Annotated in this window: 8 protein-coding genes; 4 read left to right on the top strand and 4 right to left on the bottom strand. The window is 73.9% G+C overall.

All coding sequences use genetic code 11. From position 1 onward, the window contains the following. Window positions 1-92: 92 nt before the first annotated feature. On the top strand, window positions 93-1,496 hold the full coding sequence (locus ACFQZ6_RS31645; protein WP_381616083.1) for a lipase maturation factor family protein: 1,404 nt from the start codon (window positions 93-95) through the stop codon (window positions 1,494-1,496). Window positions 1,497-1,619: 123 nt separating this feature from the next. Here the strand turns inward: ACFQZ6_RS31645 and ACFQZ6_RS31640 are convergent, their stop codons facing one another. From ACFQZ6_RS31640 to ACFQZ6_RS31630, 3 genes are read right to left on the bottom strand one after another with little or no spacing between them, the layout of a single operon-like run. Next, the gene (locus ACFQZ6_RS31640) at window positions 1,620-2,615 is read right to left on the bottom strand and encodes an aldo/keto reductase (RefSeq protein WP_381616081.1); all 996 of its coding nucleotides are present in this window, start codon (window positions 2,613-2,615) and stop codon (window positions 1,620-1,622) included. Continuing rightward, window positions 2,612-3,367 carry an SDR family NAD(P)-dependent oxidoreductase gene (locus ACFQZ6_RS31635; protein WP_381616078.1) on the bottom strand — a complete coding sequence of 252 codons (756 nt, stop codon included), beginning with the start codon at window positions 3,365-3,367 and terminating at the stop codon, window positions 2,612-2,614. Before ACFQZ6_RS31635 ends, ACFQZ6_RS31640 begins: the two co-directional genes overlap by 4 nt. After that, window positions 3,364-4,695 (bottom strand): enolase C-terminal domain-like protein, encoded by a 1,332-nt coding sequence (locus ACFQZ6_RS31630; RefSeq protein ID WP_381618807.1) that lies wholly within the window; start codon window positions 4,693-4,695, stop codon window positions 3,364-3,366. The genes ACFQZ6_RS31635 and ACFQZ6_RS31630 overlap by 4 nt, the downstream gene beginning before the upstream one ends. 156 nt (window positions 4,696-4,851) lie before the next feature. On the opposite strand from ACFQZ6_RS31630, the gene ACFQZ6_RS31625 reads away from it, so the two are divergent. Further along, window positions 4,852-5,565 (top strand): FadR/GntR family transcriptional regulator, encoded by a 714-nt coding sequence (locus ACFQZ6_RS31625; protein ID WP_381616075.1) that lies wholly within the window; start codon window positions 4,852-4,854, stop codon window positions 5,563-5,565. A gap of 15 nt (window positions 5,566-5,580) precedes the next feature. Here ACFQZ6_RS31625 and ACFQZ6_RS31620 read toward each other — a convergent pair whose 3' ends face one another. After that, window positions 5,581-8,592 (bottom strand): alpha-mannosidase, encoded by a 3,012-nt coding sequence (locus ACFQZ6_RS31620; protein WP_381616072.1) that lies wholly within the window; start codon window positions 8,590-8,592, stop codon window positions 5,581-5,583. A 110-nt stretch (window positions 8,593-8,702) separates the two neighbouring features. Here ACFQZ6_RS31620 and ACFQZ6_RS31615 point away from each other — a divergent pair, with 110 nt between their 5' ends. Next, on the top strand, window positions 8,703-13,412 hold the full coding sequence (locus tag ACFQZ6_RS31615; RefSeq protein WP_381616069.1) for a trypsin-like peptidase domain-containing protein: 4,710 nt from the start codon (window positions 8,703-8,705) through the stop codon (window positions 13,410-13,412). Beyond that, window positions 13,409-14,752, top strand: a complete 1,344-nt coding sequence (locus ACFQZ6_RS31610; protein ID WP_381616066.1) for an amidase — start codon at window positions 13,409-13,411, stop codon at window positions 14,750-14,752. The genes ACFQZ6_RS31615 and ACFQZ6_RS31610 overlap by 4 nt, the downstream gene beginning before the upstream one ends. Window positions 14,753-14,758: the final 6 nt, after the last annotated feature.

Genomic DNA, 14,758 nt, shown 5'->3' with positions numbered 1-14,758 from the left:
TGATAAATCACTAACGTCTGGTTCGTCATCGTCTGCTCCACCATTGTCTGCTTGATCGGCACGGGTACCGCAACCGAGGAGAGCGCACGGCCGTGGACTGGTTCACCGCATCCGACTACTGGCTGAGCCGACTGGTCTTCCAGCGGGCGCTCGCCGCCGTCTACCTCGTCGCGTTCCTGACGGCGGCCCTGCAGTTCCGGGCGCTGCTCGGGGAGCGCGGGATGCTGCCGGTGCCCCGGTTCGTGGCGCGGGTGCCGTTCAGGCGGTCGCCGAGCGTCTTCCACCTGCACTACTCCGACCGGTTCTACGCGCTGTGGGCGTGGGCGGGCTGCGCGGTGTCGGCGGCGCTGCTGGCGGGCGCGGACGGGCTGCTGCCGCTGTGGGGCGGGATGCTGCTGTGGCTGGTGCCGTGGCTGCTGTACCTGTCGATCGTCAACGTCGGCCAGACCTGGTACTCCTTCGGCTGGGAGTCCCTCCTCCTGGAGGTCGGCTTCCTCGCGGTCTTCCTCGGCAACGACGAGGTCGCGCCGCCGGTCGTGGTGCTGTTCCTGCTGCGCTGGGTGCTGTTCCGGGTGGAGTTCGGGGCCGGGCTGATCAAGATGCGCGGGGACGAGTGCTGGCGGAGGCTGACCTGCCTGGACCACCACCACGAGACCCAGCCGATGCCGGGCCCGCTGAGCTGGTTCTTCCACCGGCTGCCGAAGCCGCTGCACCGCGCGGAGGTGGCCGCCAACCACGTCACCCAGCTCGTGGTGCCGGTGCTGCTGTTCGTGCCGCACCCGGTCTCCACGGCCGCCGCCGCGCTGATGGTCGTCACCCAACTGTGGCTGGTGCTGTCCGGCAACTTCTCCTGGCTGAACTGGATCACCATCGTGCTGGCGCTGTCCGCGATCCGCTTCCCGGCGGACCCGCCGACGGTGCCGGACGCGCCGCTCTGGTACGTCGTGGTCGTCCTCGCCGTGGCGGCGCTGCTGCTGTACCTGAGCTACCAGCCGGTACGGAACATGGTCTCCCGGGCCCAGGTGATGAACCGCTCCTTCGACCCGCTGCACCTGGTGAACACCTACGGCGCGTTCGGCAGCGTCAGCCGCGTCCGCTACGAGGTGGTCATCGAGGGCACCACGGACGACACCCCGCGCGAGGACTCCGACTGGCGGGAGTACGAGTTCCGGGGCAAGCCGGGCGATCCCCGGCACTGGCCGCGCCAGTTCGCGCCCTACCACCTGCGCCTGGACTGGCTGATGTGGTTCGCCGCGCTGTCGCCGGGCTACGCCGGGGCCTGGTTCACGGCGCTGGTGGAACGCCTCCTGGAGAACGACCGGGCCACCCTGAAGCTGCTGCGCCGCTCACCGTTCCCACCCGACGAGCCCCCGCGCTTCATCCGCGCCCGCCTGTTCCGCTACCGCTTCACCACCTGGCGCGAACTCCGCGCGACGGGCGCGTGCTGGCGACGCGACTTCGTACGCGAGTACCTGCCGCCGACCCGGCTGTCCTAGCTGGCCGCGCCGAGCCCGTAGACCCGCCCCACCACCACCGCCGCCGGGGTCGCCCACATCGTCCTCGTCCCCACCTCGGCGAGCCGCCCGTCAGCGACGGCCACCTCGACCCGTCCACGGCGGTCATGACGGGTCCCTCGGGCCGGGCACGGGGGCGTCCGGTGGCAGCAGGCCGGTCTCCTTCAGGTCCCGCCAGAAGGCCGCGGGCACCGGGGCGCGGAACTGCTCGGCGCAGTCGTCGGCCTCGGTGGCCGAGCGCGCGCCCACCAGGACGCTCACCACGGCCGGGTGGGCGGCGCAGAAGGCGAGGGCGGCGGCGCGCAGGGTGGTGCCGTGGCGGGCGGCGACGGACCTCAGGCGCAGGGCGCGGTCCAGCAGCTCGGGCGGCGCGGCGGCGTAGTCGTAGCGGGCGCCCGGCCGGGGGTCGGCCAGCAGCCCGGAGTTGAAGGCGCCGCCGACGACGACCGCCGTACCGCGGTCCAGTGCCGTGGGCAGCAGGTCGGTGAGCGCGCCCTGGTCGAGGAGGGTGTAGCGCCCGGCGCACAGCACCACGTCGACGTCGGTGTCCGCCACGAAGCGGGTCAGCATCGCCGTCTGGTTCATGCCCGCGCCGATCGCGCCGACCACGCCCTCCGCGCGCAGCCGCTCCAGCGCCGGGTAGCCCTCGCGGAAGGCCTGTTCGGCGTGGTCGTCGGGGTCGTGGAGGTAGACGATGTCGACGCGGTCGACACCGAGGCGGGCCAGGCTGGCGTCGAGGGTGCGGCGGACGCCGTCGGCGGTGAAGTCCCAGACGCGGCGGTGGGTGGCGGGGACGGCGAAGCCGTTGGCGAGGTCGTCGCCGGGGGCGGTGGCGTGGACGGGTTCGAGGCGGCGGCCGACCTTGGTGGAGAGGGTGAACTCGGCGCGCGGGCGGTCGCGCAGGGCCTCACCGAGGCGGCGTTCGGCGAGGCCGAGGCCGTAGTGCGGGGCGGTGTCGAAGTAGCGGACGCCCTGGCGCCAGGCGGCGGCGACGGCCTGGTGGGCCTGTTCGTCGCTCACCTTGGTGTAGAGGTTCCCGATGCCGCCGGTGCCGAGGCCGAGGGCGGTCACCTCGACGCCCCTGCCCCTGAGCGCGCTCACCGGGCCACCTGCCGCGGGCGCAGGCCCTGCATCCCGCCGTCCACGGGGAGTGCCGTGCCGGTGGTGGCGCCGGACAGCGGGCTGGCGAGGTAGGCGATGGCGCCCGCGACCTCCGCCGCCGTCACCAGCCGTCCCATGGGCTGGCGGGCCGCCAGCGCGGCGCGTTCGGCGGCCGGGTCGTCGGCCGCGTCCAGCAGTCGGCCGACCCACGGGGTGTCCGCGGTGCCGGGGTTGACGCAGTTGACGCGGATGCCCTCGTGGACGTGGTCGGCGGCCATGGCGAGGGTCAGGGACAGCACGGCGCCCTTGGTCGCGCTGTAGAGCGCCCGCCGCGGCAGGCCCGCCGTGGCCGCGATGGAGCAGGTGTTGACGATCGCGGCGTGCGCGGAGCGCCGCAGGTGCGGCAGCGCGGCCCGCGCCACGCGGACCATGCCGACGACGTTGACGTCGAGGACGCGGTGCCACTCGGCGTCGTCGTTGTCCTCGACCGTCCCCTGGGCGCCGGTACCGGCGTTGTTCACCAGCACGTCCAGGCCGCCGAGGTCCGCGACGGCCGCCGCCACCGCCGTACGGACGCCGTGGTCGTCGGTGACGTCGGCGCGGTAGCCGCGCAGGGGCGCGCGGACCGGTGCCGGGTCCCGGTCGAGTACGGCGACCCGGGCGCCGCGTGCGGTGAGGAGTTCGGCGGTGGCCCGGCCGATGCCGGAGGCGCCGCCGGTCACCAGGGCCGTCAGCCCCGTGAAGTCGCTCATGCCGTCGTGTTCCCCTCCTCGGCGGCCCAGTAGGCGCCGTCCGGATAGGTGTACCGCGCGATCGACTCCGGCCGCATGGTGGCGGAGAAGCCCGGCGCGGTGGGTGCCGTGTAGTGCCCGTCCCGGATCACCACCGGGTCGAGGAAGTGGTCGTGCAGGTGGTCGACGTACTCGATGACCCGGTCCTCGGTGGTGCCGGAGACGGCGAGGTAGTCGAACATCGCCAGGTGCTGGACGAGTTCGCACAGGCCGACGCCGCCCGCGTGCGGGCAGACCGGCACGCCGTACTGCGCGGCGAGCAGCAGGACGGCGAGGTTCTCGTTGACGCCGCCGACGCGGGCCGCGTCCAGTTGGACGACGTCCACGGCTTCGGCCTGGAGGAGTTGCTTGACGACGATCCGGTTCTGGGCGTGCTCCCCGGTGGCGACCTTGACGGGGGCGACGGCGCGGCGGATCGCGGCGTGGCCGAGGATGTCGTCGGGGCTGGTGGGTTCCTCGATCCAGTAGGGGTCGAACTCCGCGAGCGCGCGGGTCCAGCGGATGGCCTCGTCGACGTCCCAGCGCTGGTTGGCGTCGACGGCGATGCGGACGTCCGGTCCGACCGCGGCGCGGGCGGCCCGGCAGCGGCGGACGTCGTCGGCGAGGTCGGCGCCCACCTTGAGCTTGATCTGCCGGAAGCCGTCGGCGACCGCGCGGGTGGCGAGCCGGGTGAGCTTGGCGTCGTCGTAGCCGAGCCAGCCCGGGGAGGTGGTGTAGGCGGGGTAGCCGCGCCGGGTCAGGGTCTCCCGGCGTCCGGCGAGGCCCTCGCGGCGGCGCCGCAGCAGGGCGAGGGCCTCGTCGGGGGTGAGGGCGTCGGTGAGGTACCGGAAGTCGACCTGGCCGACGATCCACTCGGGGTCGGCGTCCGCGAGGAGCCGCCACAGCGGGACGCGGGCCCGCTTGGCGGCCAGGTCCCAGGCGGCGTTGACGACCGCGCCGATCGCCATGTGCATCACGCCCTTCTCCGGTCCGAGCCAGCGCAGTTGGCTGTCACCGGTCAGGTCGCGGTAGAGGGTGCCCGGGTCGGCGCAGAGCGCGGTGACGGACCGGCCGAGCAGATGCGGGCGGAGCGCGTCGATCGCGGCGGTCTGCACCTCGTTGCCCCGCCCGATGGTGAAGGTGAACCCGTGCCCCTCGTGCCCGTCGCCCGCGTCGGTGCGCAGGACGACGTAGGCCGCCGAGTAGTCGGGGTCGGGGTTCATCGCGTCGGAGCCGTCGAGGTCGCGGGAGGTGGGGAAGCGGACGTCGTGGGTGTCGACCGCGGTGACGCGGGCGGAGGTCGGGGGCACGGAGGGCCTTTCGGTCCGGGGCATCGGGACAGCGCCCCCTCTTGCTTATCAGACCACTTGACCCTGAGAACACCCCGAAACGACCCCATCCCGCGCATTGGTCGGACCACTCGCCTCGCTAGACTGCCCGGCACCGACGCCAGGAGAAGCAACGACGTGGACACGACGGAGACGCCCGGCCCGCGGCGCGGCACGGTCACCCAGCGCGCCATCGAGCGGATCAAGGCGATGATCGCGGAGGGCCGGTTGGAGCCGGGCCAGCGGCTGCCCACCGAGCGCGAGCTGGCGGCCCGGCTCGGCATCTCCCGCAGCTCGATGCGGGAGGCCATCCGCGCGCTCACCGTCCTCGGCGTGCTCCAGGCCAGGCACGGCTCCGGCATCTACGTCACCCAGCTCGGCGCCGGGGACCTCCTGGAGACCTTCGGTGTCGTCGCCGACCTGTCGCGCGGCCCGCGGCTGCTGGAGCTGCTGGAGATCCGGCGCGTCCTGGAGTCCACGGCGACCGCGCTCGCCGCCGCCCGCGTCACCCCCGCCCAACTGGCCGAGGTGGAGCGGCACCTGACGGCGATGGACACCACCGACGACCCCGAGCTGATCCTCGCCCACGACCTGGCCTTCCACCGCGCGATCGCGGTGGCCGCGGGCAACGAGACCCTGACCGCGATCCTGGACGGCCTGTCCTCGCGCACCTTCCGCGCCCGCGTCTGGCGCGGCTACCAGGAGGCGGGCGCCTTCGACCGCACCCGCCGCGAACACGCCGCGATCCACCGCGCCCTGACCGCCCGCGACCCGGAGGCGGCCAGGGCGGCGGCAGCCGCCCACGTCGGCGAGGTGGAGACCTGGCTGCGGGCCCACCTCACCGACGAGTGACCGCGCGTACGGGCCTCAGGCCCGCGCCAGCCGCAGCGTCACCAACTGGAACGGCCGCAGCCGCAGGGTGATCCGGTCGCCGTCCCGCTCCACGGCCCCATCCTCCAGCGGACGCTCCAGCAGGTCGGTCGCCACCGCCCCCGCCACCGCGAACCCGGCGGTCAGCGTGGCCCGCGCCCGCCCGCCGTGCGCCTCGTGGCAGCGCACGACCACGTCACCGCTGCCGTCGTCGGCCAGCTTCACGGCGGTCACCACCACCGCGTCCCGGTCCACCGACACCAGCGGCGCGACCGGCCCGGCGCCCTCCCGGCGCCGCCGCGGCAGGTTGACGCGCCACCCCTCGCGCACCGCGTCCCCGATGCCCGCGCCCGGCACCAGGGCGTGCCGGAAGCGGTGGACGCCCTGGTCGGTCTCGGGGTCGGGGAAGCGCGGGGCGCGCAGCAGCGAGGCGCGGACGGTGGTGGTCGTACCGCCGTCCTCGCGGACCGTGCGGGTGACGTCGTGGCCGTACGTCGAGTCGTTGACGACGGCGACGCCCCACCCCGGCTCCGCCACCCGCACGAAGCGGTGGTTGCACGCCTCGAACTTGGCCGCCTCCCAGCTGGTATTGGTGTGGGTGGGCCGGTGGACGTGCCCGAACTGCGTCTCGGACGCGTACCGCTCGGCGTGCACGTCCAGCGGGAACGCCAGTTTCAGGAACTTCTCCGTCTCGTGCCAGTCCACCTCCGTGTCGATCTCCAGCCGCCGCTCCCCCGGCGGCAGCGACAGCACCTGGGTGACGCGGGAGGCGCCGAAGGACCGTACGACGCGCACCGAGGCGCCGTCCGGCCCGGCCGTCACGGACTCGGCGGCGGTCAGGTCGGTCACGGTGTTGCGGTAGAACTCGTCGACGTCCCAGGCGTCCCACATGTTCGGGAAGTCGGTGTGCAGTTGGAGCAGGTTGGCCGCGGCGCCGGGCGCGACGGCCTCCCGGTCGGCCTCCACGTCGTACGCGGAGACGACGAGGCCGCGCCCGTCGATCTCGACGCGCAGGTGGCCGTTGTGCAGGACGTGTCCACCGCCGGGCCGGTCGGCGCGCGTGGTGCGGCCCTCCGCGGTGGGGGTGGCGGCGGCGCCCGCCGGTACGCCGTCGCGGGTGTGCGGGGCGGCGTTGAACACCAGCGGGACGGTTCCGGTACCGGCGAGGGCGCGCTGCGCGGCGTCCACGATGCCCTCCAGCTCCCCGGCGATCCGCTCGTAGGTGGCGCGGGCCTCGCGGTGCACCCAGGCGATGGAGGAGCCGGGCAGGATGTCGTGGAACTGGTGCAGCAGCACCGTCTTCCAGATCCGGTCCAACTCCTCGTACGGGTAGGGGAACCCGGTGCGCACGGCGGCGGTCGCCGCCCACAGCTCGGCCTCCCGCAGCAGGTGTTCGCCGCGCCGGTTGCCCTGCTTGGTCTTCGCCTGGCTGGTGAGGGTGGCCCGGTGCAGTTCGAGGTACAGCTCACCGACCCAGACGGGCGGGTGGGCGTACTCCGCCTCGGCCTTGGCGAAGAACGCGGACGGTGTCTCCCACACCACCGTGGGCGAGCCCTCCAGGTCGCGCAGCCGGGCGGCCTTGGCGACCATCTCGCGGGTGGTGCCGCCCCCGCCGTCGCCGTAGCCGGTGGGGGCGAGGGAGTGCCGGGCGACGCCCTTGTCCTGGAAGTTGCGCACGGCGTGCGCGAGCTGGGTGCCGTGCATGGTGCAGTTGTAGGTGTCGACGGGCGGGAAGTGGGTGAAGACCCGGGAGCCGTCGATGCCCTCCCACAGGAAGGTGTGGTGCGGGAACCTGTTCGTGCGCGACCAGGAGATCTTCTGCGTCAGCAGGTACCTGGTGCCCGCCGCCCGGATGATCTGCGGCAGCCCGGCGGCGAAGCCGAAGGTGTCCGGCAGCCACGCCTCGTCGTTGTCGACGCCGAACTCGTCGAGGAAGAACCGCTTGCCGTGCACGAACTGCCGGGCCATCGCCTCCGACCCCGGCATGTTGGTGTCCGACTCCACCCACATGCCCCCGGCGGGCACGAACCGCCCCTCCGCCACCGCCTTCTTCACCCGCGCCCACACCTCGGGCCGGTGCTCCTTCACCCACGCCCACTGCTGCGCCTGCGACATGGCGAAGACGAAGTCGGGCTCGTCGTCGAGGAGCGCGGTCATGTTGGCGGTGGTGCGGGCCACCTTGCGGACCGTCTCGCGCAGCGGCCACAGCCACGCGGAGTCGATGTGCGCGTGCCCGACGGCGCTGATCCGGTGCGCGGAGGGCGCGGCGGGGGCGGCGAGCACGCCGGTGAGCCGCTCACGGGCGCGGGCGGCGGTGCCGCCGACGTCCTGGAGGTCGAGGGCGTCCAGCGCCCTGTCGACGGCGCGCAGGATGTCGTGGCGGCGGGGCGACTCCCCCGGCAGCTCCGCCATCAGCTCACCGAGCACCTCAAGGTCGAGGACCAGGTTCCACACCGTCTCGTCGAGGACGGCGAGGTCCATGCGGGCGAGCGTGTACTGCGGTTCGCGGCCCGCGGTCTCCCTCTCCCCCATCGGCGTCGGACGGAAGCCCCGCGCGCCGAGGACGACGGGGTTGGAGGCCGCCTCGACGTGCAGCCGCACCTCCTCCCCGCCCGCGACGGGAGCCCCGATCCGCACCCACTGGTTGCGCGGGTTGAGCCCCTTCACCGGGGTGCCGTCCGGCCGGTACACCAGGCCCTCGCACTGGAAGCCGGGCATGTTCTCGTCGAAGCCGAGGTCGAGGACGGCCTCGACGGTCCGCCCGGCCCACTCCTCCGGGACGGTGCCGGTGACCCGGAACCAGCTCGTCCCCCACGGCACGCCCCAGCGGGCGCCCACCGCGATCGGCTCCGGCGGCGCCGCCAGCCCCTCGGCGACCGGGACGGGCTCACCGGGGGCGTGCCAGACGGCCACCTGGAGCGGCACGGACTCGGGATAGACGGCGGGGCGGACACGTTCGTCGAGGACGCGCCGCAAGCGGGCTTCGACGAGGCTGCGGTCGTCATGCATGTCGGTACAGCTCCCCTGCGGCGGGTGGTTCGAACCACTCGGGCCGCTACGATGAGCGGTCCGTCCGACCTCCGTGCCGGGGGTCTGCCGACGAGCGTGGAGGGGCACGGGTGGTGGACGCCTGGAAGGGCGCGCTGAAGGCCGCGACGGTCGCGCTCGACCGGCCCGACGGCGGGGGCGGCACCGGCTTCGTCCTCGCGCCCGGCGTGGTGGTGACCTGCGCGCACGTGGTCAGGGGCACGGACACGGTACGGGCCCGGATCGCGGCGACGGGCCACGACACGACCCTGACCGTCTCCCCCGACGACCGCCACCACGCGGCGAACGGCCTGGACCTGGCGGTCCTGCGCGGCGCGATCGACGGCGTGCCGCCTGTCCTCACCTCGTCCCACGCGACCCTCGGCGACCCCATGTCGGTCTACGGCCACCCCAGCGGCGACTTCCGCGCCGGGCAGTGGGCGGTCCTGGAGTACCAGGGCGACTCCCGGCTGACCTTCGACGACGACGCGATAGCGATGCCGCGGGTCTACGGCCCCCCGGTGGGCGAGGGCTTCAGCGGCAGCCCGGTCGTCAACCACCGCACGGGCGCGGTCTGCGGCATGATCACCACCGCCAACGCGGCGGGCAGCGCCCACATGGTCCCGGTGGCGGAGATCCTCGCCCGGTGTACGGTGCCGGACCCACCGGTCGGCTGGCTGAACACCCTCACCGACGAGCAGCTACGGGCCGGGGAGTTCCGGTACCCCGGCCCCGGACTCCGGGACTACCTGTCGGCGGCGCGGGACGGGGCGGACGAGCATCCGTACGCCTCACTCCTGACGGACGTGGGCGACGTACCGCTGTCGCGGGTGTACGTGCGGCAGGAGGCGTCGAGGCCGGGCGGCGGTGAGGGCAAGCCGGGACCGTCCGGGAAGGAGAAGGCCGTCGCCGAGAGCGTGCTGGAGTCCGACCGCCATGTGCTGTACACGGGCGGCGCGGGCTCCGGGAAGTCCAGCCTGCTGCGGCACCTGACGCTCACCGCGGCGACGGCGTGGCTTGGAGACCCCGGCCAGGCCCCGCCGTACCTCCCCGTCCGGGTCACCGCCGACCAACTGCTCGACCTGCCCTTCCCGGAGGCCGTGGCGGCGGCGGTCGCGCGGGACCTGCCGGGGCTGCGGCGCTCGCTGCCCGCCGACGTCTTCACCGCCGCGCCCCTGCCGTCCGTGGACTGGCTGGTCTGCGTCGACGGCCTCGACGAGGTGCTCGACCCCGAGGCCCGGCGCGAGGTGATCAAGCGGCTCCAACGGTGGGCGCAGGAGCCGTACCTGCGGTTCGTGGTGGCCAGCCGGTCGCTGCTGCACGCCGACATGGACCGGCTGGGCGCGCTGCGGCGGTACGCGCTGCTGCCGCTCGGGGACCAGGAGATCAGGGGGGTCGCACAGGCGTGGTTCACGGCGCTGAAGATGCCGGACGCCGAGCGCCGGGCCACCGAGCTGATCGCCGAGGTCCGCCACGGTCGGCTGGGCGAGGTGTCCCGCAACCCGCTGACCCTGACGATGATCTGCGTCGTGGCGGCCCTGTCCGAGCTGCCGCGCAACCCGGCCAAGCTGTACGGCCGGTTCGTCGGCATCCTCCAGGAGAAGGGGGCGCAGCGCCTCAGCCGTACGGCGCCCAGGGGCCACGGCATCACCCCCGACCTGCTCGACCGGATGCACGAGGTGCTGCGCCTGGTGGCCGAGCAGCGGCAGGGCGGCGACGCGCGGCCCCTGCTCGACCAGGTCCTCGAACAGCTCGCGCCCGAGGCGCCGCCGAAGGAGCTGGTGCTGCGCGCCCTGACGTTCACCGGACTGGTCACCCAGCGCGGCGGGGAGCTGGCGTTCCCGCACCAGACCGTGCAGGAGTACCTCGCCGGGTGCGCGACCGCCGAACGGCTCAGCCCGAAGGACCCCGAGGCGCTGCGCATCATCCGCGAGGAGATCGCCGCGGAACGCCCCAACGTGGCCCTGTTCATGGCCGCGCACTGGCACGAACGCGGTATGCCGCTTGAGGAGTTCCTGCGCACCGCCGTGGACGACGGGGGATGGCGGGACCTGCTGCTGTGCGCGACGATCCTGAGCGACGGTCTTGTGGTCGACCAGGGGTTGACGGCGCGGTTCGCGCGGGCGGTGTTGAAGTTGTACGGCCGCCCCGTTTCCGTCGGCGACCTCAACGTGAACAACGTGCTCGACCGGCTGTTCGCGGTGCTGGAGCCACCGGAGCTGGCCGCCATCGTCGACGACCCGTCCGTCCCGCACCAGCCGCGCGTCGACGCGCTTGGGCACTATGTACGCCGAGACGCGGACGGAGCGGCGGACCTGGCCGGGCGGCTCGCTGACGACACGGGCCTGCCCGCCACCCTGCGGACGGACGCCGCTCAACTACTCGCTCAGGCGGGCGATTCTTCCGGGGCCGTCCGCCGTCTGCTCGGCCTCGTCCGCGACCCGGACCTGCTGCCCGAGCCGCGGTACGAGGCCGCGGTCGCGCTGTTCGAGCTGGAGCAACCGACCGGACTGATGGTCTTCCGGGAGGTGTTGGGCAGCACCGAGTTTCCCACGCTCGCGGTCGAGGCCTTCCGATCCTCTGGGGCGGTGGTCGAGGACCGGGCCGCCTGGGCGGAACTCAGCGACACGCTGGCCAAAAATCCGACGATGGGCGACCCCAGCTCCCCCGAGCACCGCTATCTGACGCGCAGTCTGCGCTCCATCCTGGAACCGGAAATGGCGCTTCAGCTCAGCTTGGACCGTTCGCTGCCCCTCCACCTCCGTTACGAGGCGAACTCCCTGCTCCGGTCGAACCGGGAAAGCGCGGAGCAGGCCGCGGAACAGGTCCTGGCGTCCGACATCCTCACCGACCCGGCGGTAAAGGAGACCATCGCCTACACCGCCGTCACCTTGTGTGAGGACCCCGACCTGATCGAGCGGACCGCGCGTGACGAGCAGTTCCCCCCTGACGTGCGGGTACGAGCCGTCCAGCGCCTGGTGGAGTTCGGTCGGCACCGGGCCGTCGTGGAGTGCGGCGAGGCGCTGATCTCCCAGCCGGTGGCGCCCTGGCATGTGGTCCAGCTCTCCCAGTCCTTCAGGGAGCTCGGCCTGTCCACGCGGCACCGACAGATACTCCTCGGTCCCCTGACCGACTCGGCGCTCCAGGTGGCAGAACGGGTGCACTGCGCCAGGGAGCTTACGACCCTGGGCGAAGCGGAGTCGGTACGGGACGTCCTCACCCAGCTCGCGGCGGACCCGGGCATCTGCGGGCACGACAGACTGCTCGCCGTCACCGTCGTGCCGCACCGGGACCCCGCGGCGGAGGGCGACGCCCTCACCGCCATGGCGGGCGACACCGCGCTGCCGGGCGCGGTACGCCGGGACGCGGCACGGCGGCTGTTGAACGCGGGACACCGGGACACCGCCTCGGGACTGCTGCGTGCTCTCGCGGAGGATTTCCGCACCGGTACGGCACACCGTATCGATGCCCTGGCAGACCTGGCCGAGGTCGACATCCGGGGGGCGTCCGAGACGCTGCACCGGCTCTTGGACGACGCCGCGCTGCTCGATCACCACCTGTGGCGGCTGCTGGAACTCGCCGACGCTCTTCATCCAGACGTAGCCCTGTGGGAGCGGCTGCAGGCGCTACTCGTCGACGAGACGGTGCCCGCCGCATCGCTGCTGGATATCGACGCCCACTGCAAGCGCCGGGCCGCGGTCGTGCCCCTGGTGCGCGCCTCGCTGGACCGGCTAGCCGACGACCCTGACGCCGATCCGGAGGTCCGAGCCAAGGCCAGCGCTCGTTCCATCGGGTTGGTGCCCTATCCACGGTGGAAGGCCCGGATGGCGGGACTGAGCCCAGACCCCCTGCACCGGCTGAGCCTGCACGCGGTCACGGGCGAGCGATTCCCCTTCGGTAACCACCCGGTGGTGTGCGAGACCCTGTCCTACCACGGGGACGAGGACTGGTTCGAGGTCAAGTCGGGTGCTCTGGCGGGCGTCGACGCCCCCGATGCCGTATTGCGGTGGCTTGACCTAGTGGCCGAGCGCGTCCCCTGCGCCATCATCGACCTTCGCTTCATCGGTTATCTGGTGGAAGGCCCTTCCGAGATCGACCGGCTGAACGCCTCGCTCCTCAACTGGGCCGGGGACCCCGGGGCGCCGCTCGCGGAGCGGCTCGCGGCGACCGAGGTGGCGGTCGGCGTTCTCGGCACGCCCTGGTACGACCTCGCCGCCGACGCCGACGTCCCGCCCCAACTCCGGGTGGCCATCTGCCGCTCCCTCCCCGGCAGCGGCGCCCACAACCGCATCCCCCTCACCCGCGCCATCGCCACCGACCCCTCCGCCCCGCTCCAGGCCCGAGCCCAGGCCGCCGTCCTCCTCGCCGAAGACCTCGGTGAGGAGGGCCGCCGTATCCTCCACAGCCTCTCCAGCCCCGACACCACCGACCCCGAGGCCCACCTGGCCGCCGCCTCCGCCTGGGAGGAGCTGGACATCGGCGCCGAGGCCGTCGCCGCCTACCGCCGGGTCCTCGACGGAGCCGCGCACCCAGATGCCCGCGTCACCGCCGCCACCGCCCTCACCAAGTACCGCGCCTGGCGCCGCCCCGCGACCCGGACCCTGGCGGCGATCCTCAACGACCCCAACACCCCCACCCCCACCCGGCTCGACGCCGCCGAGCACCTCGTCACCGCCCACGAGTCCGCCGAGGCCCACCTGGGCCTCCTCCGCCTCACCCGCGCCGCGCGCCTCTCCCCCGAGGACCGCGCCCGCGCGCTCCGCCTTCTCCCTCCCGACCTGCACCCCGAGGAGCCCACGTGACCGACTGGACCGGCCGTACCGCCGTGGACATCGCCGCCGCCGTACGGGACAAGCGGGTCACGCCGAGGGAGGTCGTCGAGCAGCACCTCAGGCGGATACAGGAGTGGGACGGCAGGATCGGCGCCTTCCGTGAGGTGCGCGCCGAGCGGGCGCTGATCGAGGCCGACGAGACCGGCGCCCGCGGCGACCTCGCCGAACTGCCCCTCGCGGGCGTCCCCGTGGCCGTCAAGGACAACCTCGCCGTGCGCGGTGAGGCGACCCGCGTCGGCTCGGCCGCGACGCCGGACACCCCGGCCGCCGAGGACCACGTCACCGTCGCCCGGCTGCGGGCGGCGGGCGCGGTGGTCGTCGGGATGACCAACGTGCCCGAACTGTGCGTCTTCGGTACGACGGAGGGCCCGTACGGCACCGCCCGCAACCCGTGGGACACGACCCGGACGGCGGGCGGGTCCTCCGGGGGCAGTGCCGCCGCGGTGGCCGCGGGCATGGTGCCGGTCGCGCTCGGCAACGACGGCATGGGCTCGCTGCGCATCCCCGCCGCCAACTGCGGTCTCGTCACCCTCAAGCCGGGCCACGGGGTGGTGCCCGCGGGCATCGGGGACGGCGACTGGTTCGGCATGTCGGAGAACGGGCCGCTGGCCACGACGGTCGCGGACGCCGCCCTGACGCTGTCCGTGCTGGCGGCTACGGACCTCGCGCCGCGCACCGCCGACGGCAGCCTCCGCGTCGCCCTCTCGCTGCGCAGCCCGCTCGCCGGGATCACCGTCAGTGACGCGTATACGAACGCCGCGCGCGAGGCGGCGGGCCTGCTGATGCGGGCGGGGCACCTGGTGCGGCGGGCGGACCCGCCGTACCCGGCGTCGCTGGGGGTCACCGCGCTCACCCAGTGGACGGCGGGGACGGCGGTGGACGCGCGCGGGCTGGACCCACGGTTGCTGGCGCGGCGGACGCGGGTGCACGCGGCGGTGGGGCGGCGGTTCGTGGACCGGGCGCGGGAGGGGCGGGCCCGTACGGCGCTCCGCGAGCGCGTGGAGCCGTTCTTCGGGGCGTACGACGTGCTGCTCACCCCGGCGCTGGCCCGCCGTGCGCCGCGGGCGGCGGACTGGCACGAGCGGGGCTGGCTGCGCAACCTCGTCGCCGACTCGGCCTACTCGCCGTTCACGCCGCCGTGGAACCTGACCGGCTGGCCCGCGCTGGTCGTGCCGGTGGGCACGCTGCCCTCGGGCGCGCCCGCCGCCGTGCAGTTGGTGGGGCGGCCGGGGTCGGAGGCGGCGCTGCTGGGGCTGGCGGCCGGGATCGAGCGGGCGCGGCCGTGGCGGCGTACGGCGCCGCTCGACTAGGAAGCA

Origin of the sequence: Streptomyces flavalbus (assembly GCF_042674625.1) — a bacterium.
GTDB classification, from domain to species: Bacteria; Actinomycetota; Actinomycetes; order Streptomycetales; family Streptomycetaceae; genus Streptomyces; species Streptomyces flavalbus.
This window is presented reverse-complemented; position numbering and strand designations above follow the sequence as displayed.